Below are 21,359 nucleotides of genomic sequence, written 5' to 3'. Positions count from 1 at the left end.
GCGGTCGCGCCAGGTGGGAGCCGTCATGGCAGTGAGCCGACGGGGCATGACGTCGGTCATCGATTAGCGGACCCAGGACGCCGAAGTGGCGGGCAGGGTCTCGTAGTCGCGGGCCAGCCGACGGTGCAGCATGAGGGTGCCGAAGGTCTGCTCGGCCACCCAGCGCTTCGGGGGCGGGGCGAACCCCTAGGTCTGCGGATCACGCGATACCACCTCGACCTCGATGCCCAGCGACCGGCCATGCTCGATGACGGCGTTCTTGAACCCGGCAGCGACCCAGCTCTTCACCACTCCGAGGTTGTCGGCGGCCACCTTGTCCAGCAGCGTGATCCCGATGGCGTTGTCGTGCATGCTCGCGGCGACCACGATGACGGCGATGAGCAGACCGAGCCATCGGTGGCGATACCCCGCTTGCGGCCCCGGTTCCTCTTGCCCGGATCCAGTCCGGTCGTCTTCTTCGGGGCGTTGAGCGAGACGTGCACGGTCTGGGAGTCCATCACGACCGCGGACGGGTCCTCGCCTCTGCCCTTCGACTCGCGGACCTGCCAGCGCAGCAGGTCATGAATGGTCTGGTCGGTGGCGTCGTCGCGCCACAGCCCGAAGTAGAAGTAGTAGTACACGGCGGTGTACGGCGGGAAGTCGTGCGGAAGATGGCGCCACTGGCAGCCGACCCGGGCCTGGTACAGGATCGCGTTGACGATCTCCCGCTCTGCGCGCGCGACGGCCGCTGGGAGATCACCGCCCTGGAACCTGGCACGACGGGCAGCGCATGGCGGTGATCACGCTCCACCACATGCAGATGATGCCGAGTGGTCTGATATCAGGACAGGACGGCGCCGATGATCGCAACCACGACGATGAGCAGGAACATCGTCCTGACGAACCAGAGGCGATCGCCGATGCCTTTCCAGTCAGCGGCGAATGTCAGGCCGGCCACTGCCACAACGGGCCATATCAACCAGTGCAGGCTGATCGGGTGGTCGATGAAGTAGGCCAGAGGCATGTAGAAGACGGCGTAGCCGAAGGCGAGCATCACCGCCCCGCGCCAGGGGACGATCCGTCGGCCCGCGGCGTCAGTGTTCTGGGTGTGCACAGCAATCCCTCAGGGGAAGAAATCAGGGGAAGAGATGACGTCTACTTCAGGCCGTCATAGCAGGCCTTCTTGATGGACTTGATCCCGAACAGCGTAGATCCGCCGGATCCGAGTGCGGCCATGGCGCCCTTCTTGGTGTCCACGCCGGCGAGGGTGGCAAGGACCTTCTTGACGCCGCCGGCGTTCTTGATCACCTTGAAGGCGGCCTTGCCTGGGGCGAATGCCGCGGCGAGCGCGGCACCGCACTTCATGGAACTCCAGGTGTCGCTGACCATGCCGCCAGCGATCTCCTTGGTCTTGTCCCACCACTTGGGGTCGCTCCTGCACACTCGCGGTGCTGACCAGGACCGCCAACAGCAGGCCGAGATAGCCGGTGATGATGCTGCGTTTGCGGCCGACGGCCTTCTTGTCGGCGTCGATCAAGCAGACCGACAGCCCTGCCGCGCGGCCCTCCTGCTGCCGCACCAACTCTCCCGGCAGACCGGTGAGCTGGGCGAAAACCCCGTCGTTCCGCCACTTGATGAAGTATCCGTAGACCACCTCCCAGGTCCAGCGCCCTGCTGCGGCGGCTCGACCCGCCAGGCCGACTTGGCGTGTCTTCCGAGTCGCAGGCCGTTTCCCGACGTCTTCGTTCTGCCGCTGATGAGCCAGGGCCGGATCGAGGCGAAGGTGACCGTCCGGTGGAAGACGTAAGCGTGTTTGTCCGGTCGTCGGCACCCACCTGCTCACCAGGTCGCCGCTACCCATCCCGGCCTGCGCGGAGCATGGGGCGACGGCGGACGGCGGCTATCCCAAGCACCTTGTCGAGCACGCCGCCGCCCTCGCCAGCGTTGGGCAGTCGAGCGAACCTACGGCTGGCTGATGCTCCACCGCCGTCTGGTCCGCGACTACGAGACCCTGCCCGCCCGCTCTGAAGCCATGATTCGCCTGGCCATGACCGACCTCATGGCCCGCCGCCTCACCGGTGAGGCCACCGTCTCCTGGCATGACCCGGCGAAACCAAACAAACCGCGCGCTCATCAGCATCGTGGCCGGGGTCCGGGCCATGTCCTGGGGAGTGCCCATCGGCGTCGCCGCCCCGCTCATGCTGCTCATCCTGTGTACGTCTCCGTCCTGTCCCGTCCCCTCGATGCGGCCGCCCGTCGCGCCGTCCGCAACATCGAGAGCGATCCCGCGCGCGCCCACCTGATCCGCCTCGTGGTCCGGCACAGCCAGATCACTCGCGCCGCGGCCGCCACCGAGATCCCGGAACTCGAGCACGCCGCACGCCTTGGCCACCGTGTCCTGTGAAACGCCGCCGGACTGCTGGAAGGCCGCGCGACCTGGCCGCACTGCGACGCGCAGCTGCGCGCGTACGAGAACCTGCGCACCGCCCTCGCCCAGCAGGCCTCGGACGGCCGTGTCACGCCGGCGCCCACAGCGCTGTTCCCTCCACTGGCGGGCTGTCGGACGGCGGGCGACCATGAATGCAGGGCATGCGGGCGCACGAGCGCCCGCGAGGAGTTGCACGCCCTGCCTCTCCTCTCCTGCCGCGGCCCTTAGGCACATACATCCCAGCTCGAGAGCTCTGGAAAGCATCATGTCCGAATCTCGTCAGCAGCAGACTCCGCCCGGTGTTACCTCCGAAATGACGCCGCGCCCTGATCATGGTGAGCAGAGCTACCGCGGGTCAGGCCGACTGGCCGGGAAAGCGGCGGTGATCACTGGCGGCGACAGCGGCATCGGCCGTGCGGTAGCGATCGCCTACGCACGGGAAGGCGCGGATGTCCTGATCTCCTATCTCGACGAGCACGAGGACGCCCAGGAGACCCAGCGATGGGTGGAGAGCGCCGGCCGCACATGCGTCCTGATGCCCGGCGATGTCGCAGATCCGGCGCACTGCCGGTCGATCATCTCCGCAGCGGTGAAGGAATTCGGTCACCTCGACATCCTGGTCAACAACGCCGCCTTCCAGATGACCCGCAACTCCCTCGAAGACATCCCCGACGAGGAGTGGGACCGGACCCTCGCGATCAACATCAGCGCCTTCTTCCACCTGGCCAAGGCCGCCGTCCCGCACATGCGACCGGGCTCGGTGATCATCGGCACCACCTCGGTGAACTCCGACGCCCCGCCGCCGCAACTGCTGCCGTACAACGTCACCAAAGCGGGTATCGCGAACATGGCCGGATCGCTGTCCCAACTGCTCGGCCCCAAGGGCATCCGCGTCAACAGCGTGGCACCCGGCCCCATCTGGACTCCGCTCATCCCGGCGACCATGCCACCGCAGCAGGTGGAGAGCTTCGGCTCGCAGGTCCCGCTCGGGCGTCCCGGCCAGCCGGCCGAACTGGCGACGGTCTACGTCATGCTCGCCTCCGACGAGGCCAGTTACGTTTCCGGAGCCCGGATCGCGGTCACCGGCGGACAGCCGATCCTGTGAACGGACGAGCCACCGTTCTGTACCCGCTGCGGTTGACCGCCCTCGCCAAGCCGCTGGTATTCGGCGGCCAGGCAATCGCCCGCCATCTGGGAAAGGCCGGCCTTCCGGAGTGGAGCATCGCCGAGACGTGGGAGTGCAGCGACGTCTCGGGCAGCGTCGCAGTGGTACGAGAGGGCCCCTTGGCCGGCCGGTCGCTGCGCCAGATCGTCGCCGACCACCCCGAAGAACTGATGGGCACAGGCTGGTCGGGGCAGTACTTCCCGGTGCTGACCAAGTTCATCGACGCCAGCGGCGCGTTGCCGGTCCACCTCCACGCGGACGACAGGGCCGCCCAGTGCCTGGAGGGGGAACGCAACGGCAAGACCGAGGCGTGGCACATCCTCGACGCCGCCCCGGGGGCGACCGCCCTGTGCGGCGTCAGGCAAGACGTGAACACGGACCAGCTGCGCGCCGCGCTGGAAACCCAGGACTTCGACCGTGTGCTTCGCCGCCTGCCGGTCCGGGCAGGGCAGACGGTGTACGTGCCTGGTGGGACCCTGCACAGTTTCGGTCCCCGCACCCTCGTCTACGAGATCGAGCAGAGCTCCGACGTCCAGCAGCACGCAATGCGCTGGAACATGGAGGATGGCTCCCCCGTGGACGACGAGCAGTTCGACGCCAATCTCGACATGCTGATGCGGCAGGTGGATTTGGCGTCGAGGCCGGAATTTGCTCCCGGCCTGCGGATCGCCGTCGGCGACGGGGTGGAACGCGTCTTCCTGACCGCGAGCCACTACTTCGCCCTCGAACGCTGGACCGCCGGGACCGGCGAGCCGTTGCGCCACACCTTCGCCACCGCGCAGATCCTCACCAACGTCGGAGCGCCGGTGCGCGTGCGGACCGGCGACTGGAGTGGGGAACTGGACCGGGCCGAGACCCTGCTGCTGCCCGCCGTCAGCGGCGAAGTCGAGATCACCGGGCCGGCCGACGTCCTGTTCAGCTACCTCCCCGACCTCGGCCGCGACGTCCGTGCCCCGCTGCTCGCCGCTGACTACACCCTTGCCCAGATCAGCTCCCTGGCAGCGGGCGCGCACACCCTTTCCGCGCTCCCTGGGGCGCCTTGAAGGAGCCGGTCGCCCGATGGCCGCGCCAAGAGAGGACCTCATGGGTTATGTCACGGCAAACGACGGGTCCCGGCTGCACTACGGCGAGCAGGGGTCGGGCAAGCCTCTGGTCCTCATCCACGGATGGACCTTCAGCGGCCGCTTCTTCGACCGCAACGTCCCCGCTCTCGCAGAACACGCCCAGGTCGTCACCCCGGACCTGCGAGGCCACGGCGACTCCGACAAGCCTGACCGGGGCTACCGGGTCGCCCGCCTGGCCGCAGACTTGCACGACCTGCTGGAGGCTCTCGACCTGCGGGAGGCCACGGTATTGGGGTGGTCGCTGGGCTGCCCCGTGATCTGGAGCTACTTGGAGCTGTTCGGCTCCGAACGGGTGGCGGCCGCGGTGTTCGTGGAACAGACCCCGCGCCAGTACTACGCCGTGGACTGGAAGTACGCCCATGCGACGTGCTTCGACGACGCCTCCCTGGCAGCGTTGCAGGCCCAGGTGAGCGCGGACCCCGCCGGCCAGGACCGTCAGCAACTGGAGACCATCATGGCGACATCTCCACACAAGGACGAGAGAAAAATGTTCCTCGCGGAGATGGCCAAGTGCCCACCCTCCGTGCGCAATACCCTGATGGCCGACCACACGCGCGCCGACTGGCGCTCCTGGCTGACCACCCTCGACCTCCCCACGCTCGTACTGGTCGCCCGGCAGGACAAGGTGTTCGACTGGCGCGGGCCCGCGTGGATCGGCGAGCACGTGGCGGGAGCCCAGTCCGTCTTCTTCGAACACAGCGGTCACGCGCTGTTCCTGGACGAGCCCGAAAAGTTCAACCAGGTCGTCACGCAGTTCCACACCCATAACCGGAGCAAGGCATGAACCGGCAGCCGGACATGCCGTTCGCCTACGGAGCCAACCAGTACACCACCAGCCCGTGGACCTACTCGGGCCGAAGACGGCCCGACGTCAACAGCACGCGATGAAATGGGGACACCCGCTCCATCCGGAAGGCACGCGAGCTGGCGCCTCAGCAGACCCGCTGCCACCCGGGAGCGCGCGCGAGGAAAAGGGACTGCCTACGCTAGGCACTCCACGACGGTCGACAGTCAACTCATGACAGTCGACGCGATCACGAGTATCCGCACACCGACCCGCGCAGAAACACGCTTGGAAGACCAAACCCACTGCTGTGCAACCACTACCACCCCACCACCCACTCACCCCATCGCCTCAAGGCAAGTGATGGTGAGCCCTACTGGCGGTCCCGATGATGGATGCTGACTGCTGCTGTCTGCGAAAGAAGGTAGAACACCATGGCAGTGGAGCGGCTCCGCCCCCACCAACGAGAGGCCGTGGACGCGGTCCTGCGTGCGCTCGAGGTGCCCGCGGGCTCACTGGTGCCCGAGCAAGGGCTCCGCACGCAAGTGATCATGGCGACTGGGTCCGGGAAGACGAGGGTGGCAGTGCGCAGCGCGGAGGAGCTCCACGCGGGCCGTGTGCTGGTGCTCGTGCCCTCGCTGGACCTGCTGACTCAGACCGAGGCCGCATGGTGTGAGGGTGGCCGCCGGGGGCCGATGATCGGGGTGTCCTCGCTGCGGGGTGAGGAGGCGTCCTTCCCCAACACGACGGACGTGGACGAGCTGGTGGAGTGGACGCGGGGCCTGGACAAGGTCACCGTGTACGCCACGTACGCCTCGCTCGGGCTCGGCACGCTGGAGCGGGCGCACGCCGCTGGTCTGGCGGCGTGGGACCTGATCGTCGTGGACGAGGCCCACCGGGTTTCCGGGCGGATCGGAAAACCGTGGGCGGTCGTGCACGACAACACCCGCATCCCGTCGCTACGCCGTCTGTACATGACGGCCACGCCCCGGCTGTGGCAGCTCGGAGACGAGGACGAGGCCGGCGCACCGGGCGAGCTGGTCGCGAGCATGGACGACGACCCCAACGGCCCCTTCGGCAGCAGGGCCTACACCCTGACCCTCTCGGAGGCCATCGACCGGGGAATCTGTGCCCCGTACCAGGTCGTATGCGTGGACGTCACCGACACCGCGCTCCAGGCCGCACAGCTCCTGGGCGCCGAAGGCCGCTCGGCCAAGGTCCGCGGAGCCCGGCTCGCCGCTCTGCAGACCGCCCTGGTGAAAGCATCGACTGAGGAAGGCTTCCACCGCACGCTCATCTTCCACCACATGGTGAAGGAGGCCGAAGCCTTCGCGGCCGGCCTCCCCGGCGTCGCCGCACAGCTGCACGCCAGCGACCCTGAGCTGTACCCCAAGACGATCTGGGCCAACTGGCTGTGCGGGGACCACAAACCACTCCACCGCCGTCGGCTCCTTGGGGAGTTCGCCGCCGGGATGGCCACGGACGGCACCGTCGTGGAGAAGTGCTTCCTGTGCTCGGTGAAGGTCCTGGGCGAAGGCGTCGACACCAAGAACTGCGACTCCGTGTACTGGGCGGATGTGCGCGGCTCGATGCCGGACCTGGTCCAGGCGGTGGGCCGGGCGCTGCGGATGCAACCGGGCCAGGGAAAGATGGCCAGCCTGGTCGTGCCTGTGCTGCTCGGGCCCGGCGAGACAGCCGACAACATGCTCACCTCCCGGGCCTACGGCGGGTTGGCCAAGCTCTTGGAAGCGCTGCGGGCACACGACACCCGGGTAGTGGAGCAGTTGGCCGAGCAGCAGGCCCCCAGCCGCTATACACCCGTGGGCAAGGACGAGAGCGGGATCAGCGCGGGTGGGAGCGGGGAGGGCTTTTCAGGCGTCAGCGCGCCGGCCAAGGCCCTGCTGAAGTTCTCCACGCCCCGCGACCCGGCCGCCCTCGCCGCGTTCATCAACCTGCGCGTCCTCAACCCCGAGCACGAGCACTGGCGGCGCGGCGTGGAAGCCGCCGTCATTTACGCCCGCGAACACGGCGATCTCCGTGTCCCGTTCACGTTCCGCGTCCCGGCCGTCGACGACCAGGAGGCGGAAGGCGAAGGGTGGCCGCCCTCGCTCGCCGGGTTCCCGCTGGGGCAGTGGACCGCCGACGCGCGCCGGTTCTACGCCCGCGGCGAGATGGACGAGGACCGCGTCGAGCAGCTGGAGAAGCTCGGCATGATCTGGTCGCACTTCGACGTCGCGTGGGAGGAGGGCCTGGCCGCCGCGCGAGGATGGGCCGCCGAACACGGACACCTCCTGGCCCCGCTGGACGCCACGTTCCAAGGCGCGAAGGTGGGCATCTTCCTGAAGAACGCGCGGGCCGCCGCCCGCAAGGCGCAGGAGATCGAGCAGCGGCGTGCCGAAGGACTGCCGGTTCAGTCGTCGGCCGGGGCTCTGTCAGATACGCGGCGCGAGCAGCTGGAGGAAATCGACGCGTCCTGGTGCCCCTCGTGGCCGGTGGCATGGCAGCGCTGCTTCCACCTGGTCCGGATGCACCTGGACACGGGCAAAACGCTGCCCACCACGGCAGGCGACGTTCTGCACCAGGGCGAGGATCTCGGGCGCTGGGTGCAGTCCGTGCGGCTCGGATGGGACCAACTCACCACCGTGCAGCAGTGGATGTGCGAACACGTCCTCGGCATCCAGCCCGCCCGCGAGGACGAGAAACCGAAGCCGCGCCGTACGCAGGCCGACAAATGGGCGATGAATTACGAGGCCGCCAAGCAGTTCTACGAGCGTGAGGGGCATCTTCAGGTCCCCAGGAAACACGTCGAGCGGATCATCGTCGGCGAGGACCAGGAGGAGCGGGAGCACAAGCTGGGGGCCTGGATCGGGAATCAGCGCAGCAGGGCGGCGACGCTGACGCCGGAGCGGACGGAGCAGCTGTCCGCCATCGGCATGCGATGGTCGTGATGGCCGCCGTCGTCACCGTTGTCGCCGCCCTCGCGGCCGGCCATCTGCTCGGACGCCTGCGCCACCGGCATGACGGCCAGAGACCGGTACACAGATACACGGCAACTTAGTTGAGTCGCCGCGGATGACGATGGCGAGCACGGGCTTCAGGAGCGAGAGTCTTCCGGTGGGCGAGAAAGGCAAGGATCGCTAGAACAACTCCGCTTGCTGCAGCATCGCTCCGAGTGCCATCGGGACCATATCGCCAGTGACCGCTCCTGCAATGCACGCGCAGATCCCTGCCCATCACCTGCCGCAGCCGGCCACTCTGGACCGGGCCACCGGCCGGCCCATCCGCACCCATACAGGGCCAGGCTCGCGTCACCAACGTGCCCGAACAGCACACTTAGAGCGCCGCCGCACGGTGCACTTCGGGGTCGGGGATGGCTACTGTGGGGCTTCGCCGAAGATCATGCGGTGCCCGCGGGCTGTGTCCACGTATTCGCGGGCCCTATGGATCAGCTCGTCTCGGAGCTCGAAGACGAAGCAGTAGTCGTTGGCGTAACGGTTGCCGTTGGCGAGCGTCGCCGTCATGGTCGCTTCCACGGTCACCCGCTCGCCGTCGGTGTGGGACCCGTGGAAGGAAACCGTGACGTCACGCACGAACAGGCGGGGAAGTCCTCGGCGAAGAAGCGCACGATCGCGTTCCTGCCCACCATGTGGTGGGTCGCGTCGAGCGCGAGGGCAGTGGCATTCCCGGGAGGCGAAAGCCATTCGGCGTCCTCGGTGAGGACCGCGCAGATCCGATCGGGATCATTGCTGGCGAGTGCCTGGAAGACGTTTTGAATGATGTGGTGGCTCATGAAGCCACTCTCACCGTCACTGCGCACCGGCGTATTGGACAAATGTTCCGGTCTCTTTGCTCTTGAACTCACTAACAAAGCCCAAGGCCAGACGGGACGGGGTGTCGATGTGTGTCTCCGAGTCGTCGTCGTTGAAGTCACGCGGGATGTGGAGATAGCGGCGCGGGTCGTCAGCTCCGACATGCCCAGTGGCACGGCGAGCGCCTCGTGCAGGGGCTGGACCCACTCACGCCTGAGCTCCCGGCGCTTGCGGGTCAGCAGCCCGTAGACGAGGCCTCCCACGGCCGCGGCGGAGGTTGCGGCGATGCCGTCTGTCTCCGAGGTGGCGAGCGCCGGGTCCGAGTTCTCCCAGATGTCCCGGGCGGTGGCATAGGTGGCGTGCTGGTTCTCCGACAGCGCTCAGTAACCGCTCCCACCGAGCGCGGCCAGGCCGGTGATGCGGAAGGTCGGGCGCTTCATCCGGCCCGGTAGGAGGAGCGAGAGACGCGGCCTTCGGCCTTCGGCAGGCGCGGGGGCCCGAATGCCAGAACGTTGGGTCGGTCTTCCGCTCCCCTGTAGCGGGCGGCCTGGGAGGAACCGGCCGATGCCGAACGCCACGGATTCGACGGTCCCTTCTGCCTGCTTGCCGAACTTCGTCTGCGCCATCGGCCGTGCCCTTTCGGTCTGCGTCCGGGCACCTCACACCCGGAAGCGGACACGAACCGTAAAGCCGTTTGCCTGGGGATCGAGATGGGTGAGCGGTGGGCCCCGAGCTGCGGTCTGTGGTGTGAACGGCGTGACGTTGCAGGCCAATTGGCAACTGGTGACGACGGTTGTGACGACGGTTGCCCTGGCCCCGGAGCTATGACGCTCCGTAGTTGGCAAAAGTGACGCAGCTCAGTGGATGGGCGAAGCAGCGTCGCGTTCAGCAAGTGGGCTCCCACGCTCACTCGCGCGGCCGATGTTCACGCCCGTGGAAGCCCGGCCACAGGCGCGGGATTGTCGCGGCGCGCGCGGCGGCTTCCGATCAGCAGCAGGGCGCACGCGAGCACGAACAGCGGCCAGGGCGTGAACGGGAGGACCATGGCGTCGACGACGGTCCAAGTCCCCAGCGTCCAGGCGATGAAGGCCGGCGGGGTGATGCCGCGGCGGTCCAACCACAGCACCGTCAGACCGACCAGAGTGAGCGGCATGCCGAAGCTTGCCAAGCTCAGAAAGTAGGCGCTGCCCGCCGAGCTCATATCGGCGAGGTTCTCGCTCCACAGTCCGCCGCTGAACCATTCCCCGGCGTGGCGCGCGGCTTTCTCCACCGTCAGGGCGCCGAGCGTGTGCGCGGTTCCGCATAGCGTGATGATCCAGCCAGCCCACTTGATCATCTGAGCCCTCCGTTCTTGTCGGAAGCCGCACAGTGCGAACTTCATCGCTGTTGTCGGTGCGTAACGGGGCCAACGATTCCGAAACCGACGTTCCGATACTGTGGTTTCGATACTTGCGTTCCGTATCATGCAGGCATGACAGAGAGAAGGCAACGGGGCGGACGCCCCCGAGACAGTCGCGTGGATCACAAAATCCTGCAGACCACCCGGGAGCTGATCGACGAAGTCGGCTACCCGTCCCTGACCGTCGATCACGTCGCGGCGCGTGCCGGGGTGGGCAAGGCGGCCATCTACCGCCGCTACGCCTCCAAGGCCGAGATGGTGTTCGTCGCCACCATGCACGAGCAGGAGTTGCCTCCGCTGGCCAGCACCGGCTCCTTGCACGGGGACCTGCTGGCGCTGGTCCGCACGTTTCACGTCCGCATGGCCGCCCCGGCGGCCCGACAGCTGGCGCCGGCCCTGATCAGCGAACTTGCCAGCAATCCCGAACTGGATACCCGATTCCAGGACACCTTCCTGGCCGCCGAACAGGCCAGCTTCGCGGAAATCATCGAACAGGCCGTGGCCCGCGGCGAGCTGGCCGGGGCCGTCGACCCGGCGATGGCCCACCTGCTGCTCCTCGGCTCCCTGGCGTCCGCCCTGTACATCCTCAACCTGCCCGTCGACGACGCAATGATCACCGACCTCGCCGCCGCTGCCGCAGCAGGAATCACCGCCCTGGCCGACCGGCACCACAGCGACACCCGTGGAGCCACCGAGCCACGCTGACAAGGCTGATTCTCATGCTTGGGTGGCCGTCCGGGACTGACTCTAAAATTGACGATCACCGTTGCCACCTGGGTCTCTGACTACTAGGAGATCCACATGTCGAAGTCACCCCCATTGACCGCGAAGCCAAGCGGCGCCTGGCGGTCATACGCCATGTCGAGGAAGTCACCGGAAACGTAGCGATGTCCTGCCGGTAACGTTTCTTGGGCAGCGGTGGCAGAGATCAGCCACCCAGCCATCCACCGTGCCTTCACCCAGACACAGGCAGCACCACCGCCAGACAACACACCACCACCAGACCCAGGAACGGCGAGGAACTGTCCGGCGAGAGTGACCCGGTGGCCGGCGACGTCGCGGATCCCGAGCTCCAGTAGCCGTCACACTCGGTGGTGCCTCGGTCATCATGTGAGGCACCACCGTCAACTCGCGCGTTTCAACGGAGACCGCATGGCACCTGAACCTGTCAGCCACTCCTGGCAGCGCATCGATTCCTGGCTCCGCGACTGTGCACCAGGCCGTTATCACGCCCTGCCGCCACCTGCCACGCGCGGGCAGGTCGTTGCAGCAGAGCAGCGCCTTGGGCTCAGGCTCCCTGAGCAGTTGACTGATTCCCTCCTCTGTCATGACGGCAGCGCCCCCTGGCTCCTTCCCCCCGTGTACACGCTGCTGGGCACAGAGGCGATCGTGGAGCATCAGCGGCTGCAGGCCCACCTCGAGAACGAGACAAGGGCGGAGTACCTCGCACACGACATCCCGCTCGAAATCGACGGCCAGTACGCGCGATGGCATCCAGGGTGGATACCGTGCGCCAGCGACGACGGAGGTGGCTATCTTGTCGTGGATACCCAACCCGGTGTGCAGCAAGGCAGGGTAGGCACACGGGACGAACTCGGCCAGAGCGAGTTCCCTCCGGGGCGCATCTGGACGTCGCTCGCAGAGGTACTGCAAGCCGTCGCGAACGCGCTGGAAAACAACGAGCCTCTGAACGGCTACAAGCGGATCATTGAAGACGACGATCTGCGCTGGGACGCTGACGAGTAGTGTGCCCAAGGTTCCCGGCAGCAGCACCCGAAGGGCACAGGCCCACACGGAGGTGCCCGGAGCGAGGAGCGTGCACGATCTCCGTGGCTTCTTCGGCCGCAGCGGCCTCGGGAACGGGCGAGCAGGACGTGCCCCAGGTTCCATCGAGCGGTGCCGATGCGCACGGGATCGTCAGCGTCCTCGGCAGCCGGACCAGGATCCGGTGCACGGTCGCCGCGCGTGACACAGCCGGGCCTCGACGGTGGCCGCCGTGCGGTGCGGGATCGTGCGGGGCCTGCTGGAGCGGTCGGCGAGTCCGGCCTCGCCCTCGGACCGCCAGCGGCGGATCCACTTGTGGGCTGTGGCTCGTGAGATGCCCATCTCGGCGGCGACGTGCGCGACGGGGCGGCCGTAGCGGACACGCTCGACGGGCAGCCGCCTGCCGTGAACGGTCAGCCGGGCATCACGGTGGGACACGAAGACCTCCGTGCGGTGCAGTCCTAGACAGCTCCACCACACCGGAGGTCTTCGCCACGATCAAGGCCGGCCGGTGTCAACAACGCTGGTGGTCAAGGGCCTGTCCGATGGGCCGGCCGGGCGATCTGCCGTGACCAGCCACGACGTGCTGCGCAGCCGGACCGTGCCGTCCGCCGCCTCGTGGTCGCGCAGATGTTCCGTCAGGGTGCGGTGGGCGCGGGCCCGTGCAGCCGCGTCGGCCTGCTCCATCAGGTGGCGACCGGGGCCCGTTCCCAGCAAGAACTCCGCCGCGTCCTCGGCTCCGCGTCCCCATGCCCCGTACACCTGCGCCTGGGTGATGGTGATGCCGGTGAATCCAGCCGCGGTGAGGACATCACGGATGTGGTCCGGGGCGGCTAGGGAGAACATTCCGGGCAGTCCCGCCTTCCCGAAGTCGCCGACCGGCAGAAAGTCGCGCAGTGACGCCACCGCCGCCACCCAGTCGTTGAGCGTGGCGTCGGCCGGGCAGACGAACGCCAGGCGGCCACCGGGTCGCAGTGCCCGGCCGACGTTGGCGAAGGCCGCTACGGGGTCGGCGAAGAACATCACCCCGTAGCGGCTGATCACCGCGTCGAACGCGCCAGGCTCGAAGGAGTACACCTGCGCGTCGCCTTGCGTGAAGGAGACGTTGGTGATGCCGCCCTTCTCCGCGCGGGCCCGCGCCTCAGCCAGCATTGGGCCGGACAGGTCGAGGCCCAGCGCGCTCCCTTGAGGCGCCCGGAGCGCGGCGAGGTGCGTGGTCTGCCCGGAGCCGCAGCGAGGTCGAGGCTCCGATGAGCCGCGGTTATTGCAGCGGCTTTGAGCAGAGGCTCGTTGAAACCCTCGTTCACGGCGTTCCAGCGGTCCTGGTTGCGTGCCCAGTGGGCGCCTTCGGGGCCGTTCCATGCCCTTGCCTGCTCGGTGTTGACGACGTCTGACACGGGGGCCTCCTGAATGGGACGACGGAGAATGGGCATGCGCCCAAACTGTATGGGCGCGTGCCCAAACAGGCAATGCCCGCTACCATCCAAGAAGTTGCGCCCCTTGTGGGCGATGGCGGCAGAACGGAAGAGAGGCCCATGTCACCGCGCGGAGTGGCGACGCCGGACGTGCGCGAGCGGCTGTTCGCGGCCGCGGAGCGTGTCGTGGCAAGGGACGGCCCCGGCGCGCTCACCAGCCGGTCCGTCACCACCGAGGCGGGCTGTGCCAAGGGGCTGTTGCACGCGCACTTCGCAGGGTTCGACGAGTTCGTGGCCGAGCTCTGCCTCGACCGGTTCGCACGGACGGCGACGAAGGCGCAGGCACTGTCGATGCTCGCCGGGCAGGGCACGGTGGCGCGGAATCTCGACGCTGTCGTCCTCGCGCTGTTCGACTCCGGCGGCCCCGCCCTGTCGGGCCTGGCCATGACTCGCCCTGCCGCCGCGTTGCGCATCCGCGCGGCCCTGCAAGACGGGGCACCGGGCTTCACCGCGATCCAGGAGGCCATCACCAGCTATCTGAAGGCCGAGCAGGGGCTCGGCAGGGTGGCGGAGACCGTCGACCCGCGCACCATGGCTCTCGCGATCGTAGGTACCGCCCACCACCTTCTAATGACCAGCTGGCCCGGCATGCCTGACCCGCGGTCCGACATAACGCGCCTGGTGGCCTCGTTGGTGGACGGCTAGGGACTGTGCGGCGAGTCAGGAATCGAGACAGCAAGCCGGAGGCCTGCCACGTGTGATGTTCGAGTGCGGGCCTTCGGGGTGTCGTTCGTTGGACGTACGGATCCAGTGTTGGCGGCTACAACACATGGACTCGGATCTACTCGAACCCCGGCAACCGCTTCGTCAGTCACAAGTACCTGACCACCAGACGCGTGCAGAGTTTCCTGCCCAGGTGTCGACCTGCGTCACCCCATCTACGTCAGGGGTGTGTGCCGTCAATGCGGCGCACACCCCTGATGCAGTCAGAAGGTAGTCCTGCGCCGCGCTGCCGAGCCCCCGCCCGAACGGTCCCCTCGACCTGCGTACCGCTTTGATGCTGCTCACCGGCGGCGAAATCACCTACGTGGCCCTTCCGCTCCCCCGGCGTCGGCGCCGCGCTCCTGGTCGGCATCGCCGTGATGACGCTGCTGCACATCCCGCTGAGACGCCGGTGAACGGACTCGCCGACGGACGCGGTCACGCCCGCCGGTTCAGGCCGGACGTCGGCCGCGTTCCTGCATCGGTGCGCGAGGCAACCGCCCGTCGCCACACGGGTGTTGGACGGGACCAGGACCGTCACGCAAGACTGGAACAACAGGGCCTTTCGATACTCAAGTCGCGTCGCAACCCCGGGCTGCCAAAGAGCCCTGTTGTCATGCATTTACGTGGCCGAGACCGCCCGACCAGGCTTCCTGTTCGACCCGCACGCACCGTGATCGGTTGGGGCGTGGCTCTTCCATCGCCGTTCGGGAAGGGTGGGTGGGGGATTCAGTCGCCGGCCGCGACGATCGTCTGCGCGGCCCGTGCCGCTTGGGCCGCTATGCCCGCGATGCTTGACGTAATGAACGGACCGCCCCCGGCGAGGTCTCCCACCACGTGCAGGCGCGGGTCAGCCGGAACCAGCCCCCCGGCCGGGTGCAGCTCGGCCGAACCGTCGGCCAGCAAGGCCGAGACCAACTGCCCGGCCCCCCGAGGGATCGCCCGCGGTGGCGGGTTCACGGCGTTGATGACGGCGTCGAAAGTACGTTCGCCGTCATCGCGGCGTACCCGGAACCCCCCTTCCGCCACCTCGATCTTGCGGACGCCCACGGCGACGGCGAGTTGCCCGGAGTCCAACAGCCGCATCATGGTGGCAGCGTTCACCGGGACCATCGGGGAGGCCACGCTCGTCGCCATGCGGAAGTGGCGCTGCAGCCGCACACGGTCGGGCTCGGACAGCAGCCGCCACGCGTACGGGCCAAGGCTGTGCGCTGTCTCCTGCAGGACCCGGCGGCCGATCCTGGAGTCGTCGACAGCGTCCAGTTGCGCCCGCAAGCGCCGGACCGGATCTTCGGTTGTGGTCGCCAGCAGGTCGGCCACGAAGCCTTCGAAGTCCTCTCCGGTCTCGGCCAGTTCGGCACGCAGCAGCCCGATGAGGTCCTCGAGAGTGACGGCACCTTGCTGCCGGTGCAGCACCGCCACCCGCTCGGCGGTCACATGCTGCGGCCGGTGCTCGACCGGGCGCTGCCAGACGTGGGGCAGCACACCGCTGCGGGACAGCAGCGTGATCGGCCCCGTGTGCCCGCGCGCGGCGAGCGACACGACGACGTCGACCGCGGTGAGACCGCTTCCGATGACCGCGACGTTGCTATCGGCCGCGACCCCTTCGAGTGTGCGTGCCAGCGGGTACGGATCGTCCACGAAACCGGAGGCGCCGCCGAGACCGTAGTGGTCCTGCGGCGTCCCCCCGCCCACGCACAAGGCCACGTGGTCGGCCTCGTGCCCGCGTCCGTCCTCGATGCGCAGCGACCAGTTGGCTCCGGACCGGGCTACCCCGATGACACGGGCGGTGACGACCCGCACCCGCCAGCCGACTTCGCGCAGGATGGCCAACGCCGCCTCCGCAGTGTGTGCCAGGTACTCGCCGTAAAGCGCGCGCGGAACCAGCGGCTGGCCCAGCCGTGCGTCGAGGTGAGCCTGGCCACGCGTGCCCAGCCAGGCCGCGTAGTGCCCGAAGTCCAGGTGGCGGATCGACATGATGGCCGGCGGGGCGTTGACCAGCACCGTGTCCAGGTCAGGGCCGTACGGGCGGCCTCGCCAAAGATGCGGGGACGGCTCGAACACCGTGATGGCCCCAGGGCTGTTGGCGGTGGCCGCCAGCGTGTCCAGCAGGCCGACCGCGGCAGCACCCGCTCCGACGATTGCGATGTCCATGTTCTTCCCTTCACATTCCAGGCCGCCGCCGCAAGGAGCCGCGGCCATATCGAGCCTCGCCCGCCACCAATGCCGAGCCCCATCCCCCACGGGCGGTGACCGGCGGAGAATGACCCCCCTCAAATGGGGGGTTGGCGCAGGACAGGAGGGCGGGCAGGCTGGCCTGCATCCAGACCTCGGGAGGGATCTCCATGCCTGATGCGCGCCGCCACGCCGAGGTGCTGTCAGGTCATGCCAAGGTGCTGTCGGGTGCGGATCGGGTCACCGACACACGCGAACTCTTCAGCCGGACGTCCGCCAAGCTGCGACAGCTCATGCCCTTCGACTCGGCCGTATGGGCGGCCACCGACCCGGAGACCGGTCTCATCACCGCGCCGATGCTGGTGGAGAACCTCGGCTCCGGCGAAGGCTGCGCCGAATACTGGGAAAGCGAACTCCTGGAGGAGAACGTCCTCCCGTTCCGGGACCTAGCCCGCGCCACCGTCCCAGCGGCCGGTCTGCGCGCGGCCACCGGCGACCTGCCCGCGCGCAGCGCGCGCTTCCGCCGGCTGCTCGGGAGTCAGGGCGTGGACGACGAGCTACGGGCCGTGCTGCGGGTCGGCGACCGGCCATGGGCCGTGGTGAGCCTGTTCCGTATGCGCGGTGGCGCCCCGTTCGGCCCGGCCGAGACCACGCTGCTCGCCGGTCTGTCCGGTCCGCTGGCCTCGCGGATACGCCGGTTCGCCCGCCCGTCCGCGTCCGGCGGCGGAACTGACGCACCCGCGCCCGGACTGGTGCTCTTCGGTCCCTCCGGCGAGCCGACGTCGATCAACGAAGAGGCGCGGCAGTACCTCACGCAGCTCCCTGAAGGTCCCTCCATCCCCTCGCAGTTGGGCCTGAGGCTGCCGATCTGGGTGGTCGCCACTGCGCTGCAGGCCCGGGCGATCGCCCAGGGCCGCGACCGGACGGGCGGCGCGAGGACACGTATCCGGACTGTTGACGGCCACTGGTTGACCTGCCACGCCTCCTGTCTCAGCGGCCCGGCTGGGCAACCCGGTCCGGTGGCACTCGTCATCGAGCCGACGGCCGCTGCCGACCGGGCGGTCCTCATCGCCGAGGCGTACGGCCTGACGTCGCGCGAGCTGGAGATCACCCAGCTCATCACGCGCGGGCTTCCCACCACGGAGATCGCCGCAACGCTGTTCATCTCGCCGCATACCGTGCGCGATCACCTCAAGACCGTCTTCGGCAAGGCGGAGGTCTCCAGTCGAGGGGAACTCGTCGCTCGATTGTTCGCCGAGCATTACCGGCCCGGGTAAGTACCTCAGGCGCCGAAGCGGCGGCGGGATATCTCGATGTGACCGAGGTACTGGGTGGGCGTATTGTCTGCCTTCACCCTCAGGAGCTTCCCCAGCGGACAGCAGGACAAGCTGCGCTCCGCCAAGGGCAGGGCCGACCCCCACCACGGGAGCGGGGCCGAGCGGATCGCGTTTCCCGCAGCCGGGGCGGGCGGGCATCCTGGCGGCCACGTACTCACCCGCGCCCCCGCTGGCGGCCGGCGCCGTGTCGGCGGTCCTGGTCGTGGTCAAGGCGCCCCGGGGTGAGCACAGTTCGGCCGGATTCGGGCGGAGACGATCTCCAGGGTGTCGTCGGCGAGTTCGGTGAGCACAAACCGGCGAGCAAGCCTGCGCCACCTGGAACAGGTCCATGGACCACATGACCGACGTGCACCCCGTGCGCACCCGCAAGGCCGTCACGGACATACGAAGCGATTGGCGCCGCTTCCGTGCCCGCGGCATCCGCTCCGCCGTCGAACTCGACTAACGCGCCGCTTCGTTCCCAGCTGAGGGCTAACGTTTCGTCCGCTTCGCCCGGCCGCAGAGGACGGCGGCGGCCGCGAGCAGGGGTCGGTGTGCTTGAGTTTCGTCATGCGGGTGAGCTTCGCCGGTCTCCCCCAGCAGCCACATCCTCCCAACTGGTCGCAGTGAGTGGGGATTCACCCTGAGTGATCACGTGGGGGCATGGACACGGGGGCCGCCGCGTACGTGAGGGGCGGCCCTGTCCGGGTACCCGGAGACGGATATTAGGAGGACTCCATGCCGCTCACGTTCCGCAAGAGCTTTCGGATACTTCCCGGCGTACGGCTGAACATCAACAAGCGCTCGTGGTCCCTCACCACAGGCGGCCGCCACGGCCCCCGCCGCACCCACAGCAGCACCGGTCGGCGCACCACCTCGATGGACCTGCCGGGCCCGTTCGGCTGGCGCCGCACAACGAAGCGACGGTAAGGGGACAGAAGGAGAACAGCCTTGAGACGGCTCCGGGCCCGCCCGAAGAATTTGATCCCGCGACGCGCTGCGCCCTGTTACGGCCGCCCACGCTAAGCGCCCGGTTGGGAAACCCCAGCCGAGCGCTTACCGGTAGTTCGTTAATCCGGCGGTAGAGATCAATGCCGCGTCCGGTGGTGACCGCGTCGATCAGGGCCCGGAGTTCGGAGGGCGGGCCCTTGTCCGTCCAGGCTCGCCACCAACGGTTGAGGGTGATGGCGGGGGCGAGCCAGGAACGGATCCCCCGCATGGCCCTGGGCCAGCAGCGCTGTTGGTACTGGAGGGACGCGGACGGGCCCCTCTCTGGCACCGGGCTGGGATACGGGTCCGGCGCGGTGTCATCCACCGGGCCCGGTAGGCCGAACCACTGCTCCCACCAGAAGGAGAAGGCGCAGTTGACCAGGGGTTGGTGGCGGCGGACGGCACGGTCGGAGCGGACCTGGAAGTCGGCCCAGCCGAGTTCGTCCTTGACCTGCTCCGGACATAGCTTGAGGGGGACCAAGGGTGGAGGCGCTCCACGGGCCGCCGGGAGGTCCGACTTGCCGGTCTCATCCTGCGAAGCTCGTCTCATCCCAAGGCGTGTGTCGATGCCCTCTCCGTCCGGCGGAGTCGTGCCCGCATTCGACACGCGTGAAACCTGGGCGAGTTGCGAGATATACGAGGCGGCGCTCAGCTGAGAACGACCTCTGAGGAGCCGGTTGAGCTGGCGAAACCCTGTTTGTAACTGTGCATTGCCTTGTGGAGCCTCCTGACGGCGTGCTCAGCGGGGGCGGTGGCTGAGTAGGTCACCGGGCTGGCAACCAAGGACTTCACAGAGGCGGGTGAGAGTGGTGAATCGGATGGCCCGTGCCCTGCCGTTCTTGAGGATGGAGAGGTTCGCATGGGTGACGCCGACTCGGTCAGCGAGTTCGGTCAGGGTCATTCCACGCTCTTCGAGCAGCCGGTCGAGGTGGACCTCGATGGCGTGCTCGTACTTCTCCTCAGGCATCAGACTGTTCCATCGAGGTCTTCGCGCATGCTGATGCCGATGCGCATGATCCGGGCGAAGGAGAGGATGCCGAGGCCGGTGAGGATCGCCATGTAGGGGATGTCCCAGAGCAGCAGTCCGGACCAGGCGTTGGAGCTCCAGTTGCCGGCACTCAGTGAGGCGACCAGTGCCCGCTCGGCGATGGATGTGAGGATGGCGGCGAGCACGCTGCCGGCCAGCAGCCACCAGCCCAATCCGCGCAGCCGCCCGGCGGTTCGTGTGGTGTAGAGGCCGTCGCGTTCCGCACCTTTGATCAGCCGCAGGACGAGCAGCAGCGCTCCGACGGTGAAGGCGAAGGGCGCCAGCTTGGATTGGATGTTGAGCAGGCTCTGCATCGTGCTGGGTGCGTCCTTCGTGCAGTATCGCGGGTGAGCGTCCAGGACGAGCGCGGCCCCGGGCGCGGCCTTGATGTCCGCATCCGGACCGCCGTTTCCAGTGCTGGTTTCTGTGGTCGTGTCCGTGACGCACACGGACTGCTCGCCGACGCCGAGGACGGACACGTTGTCGGCGAAGACCAGGCCGAACAGTCCCCCGATCATGAGTACCGCCATCAGCGTCACGATCGACTTGACCGCTACCGACATCGGCCCCAACGGACTACGCATTGTCGCCATCACGGATTCCCCACATCAGCTCTATATCGTTTATCGATGTTATCGAGAAACGATATAGCTGGACTGGTGGAGTTGACAAACTCCTGGTCATCGGGCTCCGGCCAACCGGTCGGCCCCGGCCCTACGGGCTAGCCGCCCACCGCGCTCAACCGGCCAGCCGACAGGCCCAGTCGCACTGTTCGGAGCGCGGATGGTGGTGTCCTCCTCCCGTGACAGATGGACCAAGGGGCACAATCGGCCCTGTTCGTAGAGGAGTTGGAATCGAAGGTTCGCTTCGGGGACCGACGTCTGCCGAGCCGCCTGCTACTTGCGTTCCATGCGGGCGGCCACGAGCTCCGCGCCGCTCCATTACTCCCGGAACGGACTTTGAGTGACGGCTTCGGCACGAGCGAGTTCAGCAGCGTGCGGCCCGCCCATCCGCTTCGTTTACCCGGGGGTGTAGCCGGGGCTGTCAGGACGACGGCCTCGCCGCCTCCTGAGGCTTCGCGCCACACAGGCCCGGAGACGCGGTAACCGACGGTCTCTGGTCCTCCCCCGCTGACCCGGCTCTCCGGTGCCCAGCGCGGCAACCTCCTGGTGGCCGTCTCACCGTCGACGGCCTCCGCCCTGCGCGCGATAGGCGTCGAGCG

At 68.0% G+C, this 21,359-nt stretch carries 20 protein-coding genes and 3 pseudogenes; 10 read left to right on the top strand and 13 right to left on the bottom strand.

What is annotated here, in order from left to right:
- Positions 1-186 precede the first annotated feature (186 nt).
- The 5 genes and pseudogenes from AB0I94_RS32220 to AB0I94_RS32200 form a co-directional block, all read right to left on the bottom strand.
- A complete protein-coding gene (locus AB0I94_RS32220) occupies positions 187-366 on the bottom strand; it encodes a hypothetical protein (protein WP_363313250.1) in 180 nt (59 codons plus the stop codon).
- Positions 285-686, bottom strand: coding sequence for a hypothetical protein (locus tag AB0I94_RS32215; protein WP_363313365.1), 402 nt, complete (start codon positions 684-686; stop codon positions 285-287). The genes AB0I94_RS32220 and AB0I94_RS32215 overlap by 82 nt, the downstream gene beginning before the upstream one ends.
- Before the next feature lie 134 nt (positions 687-820).
- Positions 821-1,093: a hypothetical protein gene (locus AB0I94_RS32210; protein WP_363313249.1), complete on the bottom strand. Its 273-nt coding sequence runs from the start codon at positions 1,091-1,093 to the stop codon at positions 821-823.
- A 41-nt stretch (positions 1,094-1,134) separates the two neighbouring features.
- Entirely contained in the window at positions 1,135-1,368 is a 234-nt protein-coding gene (locus AB0I94_RS32205; protein WP_363313373.1) for a hypothetical protein, read from the bottom strand.
- Positions 1,369-1,408: 40 nt separating this feature from the next.
- Positions 1,409-1,510: pseudogene (locus AB0I94_RS32200) on the bottom strand (IS5/IS1182 family transposase); the annotation flags it as partial.
- Between the two features lie 315 nt (positions 1,511-1,825).
- Here AB0I94_RS32200 and AB0I94_RS32195 point away from each other — a divergent pair.
- From AB0I94_RS32195 to AB0I94_RS32175, 5 genes and pseudogenes are all read left to right on the top strand, one after another.
- Positions 1,826-2,077, top strand: a pseudogene (locus AB0I94_RS32195) (transposase); the annotation flags it as partial.
- Positions 2,078-2,789: 712 nt separating this feature from the next.
- Positions 2,790-3,512, top strand: a complete 723-nt coding sequence (locus AB0I94_RS32190) for an SDR family oxidoreductase (protein WP_363313248.1) — start codon at positions 2,790-2,792, stop codon at positions 3,510-3,512.
- The gene (locus AB0I94_RS32185; protein ID WP_363313247.1) at positions 3,509-4,615 is read left to right on the top strand and encodes a mannose-6-phosphate isomerase; all 1,107 of its coding nucleotides are present in this window, start codon (positions 3,509-3,511) and stop codon (positions 4,613-4,615) included. Before AB0I94_RS32190 ends, AB0I94_RS32185 begins: the two co-directional genes overlap by 4 nt.
- 16 nt (positions 4,616-4,631) lie before the next feature.
- Positions 4,632-5,480, top strand: coding sequence for an alpha/beta hydrolase (locus AB0I94_RS32180; protein ID WP_363313246.1), 849 nt, complete (start codon positions 4,632-4,634; stop codon positions 5,478-5,480).
- Between the two features lie 434 nt (positions 5,481-5,914).
- Entirely contained in the window at positions 5,915-8,428 is a 2,514-nt protein-coding gene (locus AB0I94_RS32175; protein ID WP_363313245.1) for a Helicase associated domain protein, read from the top strand.
- Positions 8,429-8,854: 426 nt separating this feature from the next.
- Here AB0I94_RS32175 and AB0I94_RS32170 read toward each other — a convergent pair whose 3' ends face one another.
- From AB0I94_RS32170 to AB0I94_RS32160, 3 genes are all read right to left on the bottom strand, one after another.
- A complete protein-coding gene (locus AB0I94_RS32170; protein WP_363313364.1) occupies positions 8,855-9,076 on the bottom strand; it encodes a nuclear transport factor 2 family protein in 222 nt (73 codons plus the stop codon).
- Entirely contained in the window at positions 9,016-9,270 is a 255-nt protein-coding gene (locus AB0I94_RS32165) for a nuclear transport factor 2 family protein (RefSeq protein ID WP_363313372.1), read from the bottom strand. Before AB0I94_RS32165 ends, AB0I94_RS32170 begins: the two co-directional genes overlap by 61 nt.
- Before the next feature lie 944 nt (positions 9,271-10,214).
- Entirely contained in the window at positions 10,215-10,625 is a 411-nt protein-coding gene (locus AB0I94_RS32160) for a DUF6463 family protein (RefSeq protein WP_363313244.1), read from the bottom strand.
- Positions 10,626-10,805: 180 nt separating this feature from the next.
- Between AB0I94_RS32160 and AB0I94_RS32155 the strand changes: the two genes are divergently transcribed.
- Positions 10,806-11,393, top strand: a complete 588-nt coding sequence (locus AB0I94_RS32155; RefSeq protein WP_363313243.1) for a TetR/AcrR family transcriptional regulator — start codon at positions 10,806-10,808, stop codon at positions 11,391-11,393.
- Positions 11,394-11,840: 447 nt separating this feature from the next.
- The gene (locus tag AB0I94_RS32150; protein ID WP_363313242.1) at positions 11,841-12,434 is read left to right on the top strand and encodes an SMI1/KNR4 family protein; all 594 of its coding nucleotides are present in this window, start codon (positions 11,841-11,843) and stop codon (positions 12,432-12,434) included.
- A gap of 171 nt (positions 12,435-12,605) precedes the next feature.
- Here AB0I94_RS32150 and AB0I94_RS32145 read toward each other — a convergent pair whose 3' ends face one another.
- Positions 12,606-12,890 (bottom strand): leucine zipper domain-containing protein, encoded by a 285-nt coding sequence (locus AB0I94_RS32145; protein WP_363313241.1) that lies wholly within the window; start codon positions 12,888-12,890, stop codon positions 12,606-12,608.
- Between the two features lie 60 nt (positions 12,891-12,950).
- A pseudogene (locus AB0I94_RS32140) lies at positions 12,951-13,849 on the bottom strand (methyltransferase domain-containing protein).
- A 138-nt stretch (positions 13,850-13,987) separates the two neighbouring features.
- On the opposite strand from AB0I94_RS32140, the gene AB0I94_RS32135 reads away from it, so the two are divergent.
- On the top strand, positions 13,988-14,572 hold the full coding sequence (locus tag AB0I94_RS32135) for a TetR/AcrR family transcriptional regulator (RefSeq protein ID WP_363313240.1): 585 nt from the start codon (positions 13,988-13,990) through the stop codon (positions 14,570-14,572).
- A gap of 786 nt (positions 14,573-15,358) precedes the next feature.
- Here the strand turns inward: AB0I94_RS32135 and AB0I94_RS32130 are convergent.
- On the bottom strand, positions 15,359-16,783 hold the full coding sequence (locus AB0I94_RS32130; protein WP_363313239.1) for an FAD/NAD(P)-binding protein: 1,425 nt from the start codon (positions 16,781-16,783) through the stop codon (positions 15,359-15,361).
- Between the two features lie 191 nt (positions 16,784-16,974).
- Here AB0I94_RS32130 and AB0I94_RS32125 point away from each other — a divergent pair, with 191 nt between their 5' ends.
- Together AB0I94_RS32125 and AB0I94_RS32120 are read left to right on the top strand one after the other, a co-directional pair.
- Positions 16,975-18,081: a helix-turn-helix transcriptional regulator gene (locus AB0I94_RS32125; protein ID WP_363313237.1), complete on the top strand. Its 1,107-nt coding sequence runs from the start codon at positions 16,975-16,977 to the stop codon at positions 18,079-18,081.
- Positions 18,082-18,858: 777 nt separating this feature from the next.
- The gene (locus AB0I94_RS32120; RefSeq protein ID WP_160502320.1) at positions 18,859-19,050 is read left to right on the top strand and encodes a DUF4236 domain-containing protein; all 192 of its coding nucleotides are present in this window, start codon (positions 18,859-18,861) and stop codon (positions 19,048-19,050) included.
- A 799-nt stretch (positions 19,051-19,849) separates the two neighbouring features.
- Here AB0I94_RS32120 and AB0I94_RS32115 read toward each other — a convergent pair.
- Positions 19,850-20,077, bottom strand: a complete 228-nt coding sequence (locus AB0I94_RS32115; RefSeq protein WP_363313236.1) for a helix-turn-helix transcriptional regulator — start codon at positions 20,075-20,077, stop codon at positions 19,850-19,852.
- A complete protein-coding gene (locus AB0I94_RS32110; protein ID WP_363313235.1) occupies positions 20,077-20,700 on the bottom strand; it encodes a DUF2975 domain-containing protein in 624 nt (207 codons plus the stop codon). The genes AB0I94_RS32115 and AB0I94_RS32110 overlap by 1 nt, the downstream gene beginning before the upstream one ends.
- Between the last annotated feature and the right edge of the window lie 659 nt (positions 20,701-21,359).

The sequence above is a fragment of the Streptomyces sp. NPDC050147 genome (genome assembly GCF_040660195.1).
In the GTDB taxonomy this organism is placed as follows: domain Bacteria; phylum Actinomycetota; class Actinomycetes; order Streptomycetales; family Streptomycetaceae; genus Streptomyces.
The sequence above is the reverse complement of the archived record's forward strand: the minus strand, read 5'-3'. Positions and strand labels throughout refer to the sequence as shown.

Coding starts and splice junctions, on each gene's coding strand:
- AB0I94_RS32205 (WP_363313373.1), bottom strand. CDS start 1,368: ATGGTCAGCGACACCTGGAGTTCCATGAAGTGCGGTGCCGCGCTCGCC.
- AB0I94_RS32180 (WP_363313246.1), top strand. CDS start 4,632: ATGGCCGCGCCAAGAGAGGACCTCATGGGTTATGTCACGGCAAACGAC.
- AB0I94_RS32175 (WP_363313245.1), top strand. CDS start 5,915: ATGGCAGTGGAGCGGCTCCGCCCCCACCAACGAGAGGCCGTGGACGCG.
- AB0I94_RS32165 (WP_363313372.1), bottom strand. CDS start 9,270: ATGAGCCACCACATCATTCAAAACGTCTTCCAGGCACTCGCCAGCAAT.
- AB0I94_RS32160 (WP_363313244.1), bottom strand. CDS start 10,625: ATGATCAAGTGGGCTGGCTGGATCATCACGCTATGCGGAACCGCGCAC.
- AB0I94_RS32150 (WP_363313242.1), top strand. CDS start 11,841: ATGGCACCTGAACCTGTCAGCCACTCCTGGCAGCGCATCGATTCCTGG.
- AB0I94_RS32135 (WP_363313240.1), top strand. CDS start 13,988: ATGTCACCGCGCGGAGTGGCGACGCCGGACGTGCGCGAGCGGCTGTTC.
- AB0I94_RS32130 (WP_363313239.1), bottom strand. CDS start 16,783: ATGGACATCGCAATCGTCGGAGCGGGTGCTGCCGCGGTCGGCCTGCTG.
- AB0I94_RS32125 (WP_363313237.1), top strand. CDS start 16,975: ATGCCTGATGCGCGCCGCCACGCCGAGGTGCTGTCAGGTCATGCCAAG.
- AB0I94_RS32120 (WP_160502320.1), top strand. CDS start 18,859: ATGCCGCTCACGTTCCGCAAGAGCTTTCGGATACTTCCCGGCGTACGG.
- AB0I94_RS32115 (WP_363313236.1), bottom strand. CDS start 20,077: ATGCCTGAGGAGAAGTACGAGCACGCCATCGAGGTCCACCTCGACCGG.
- AB0I94_RS32110 (WP_363313235.1), bottom strand. CDS start 20,700: ATGTCGGTAGCGGTCAAGTCGATCGTGACGCTGATGGCGGTACTCATG.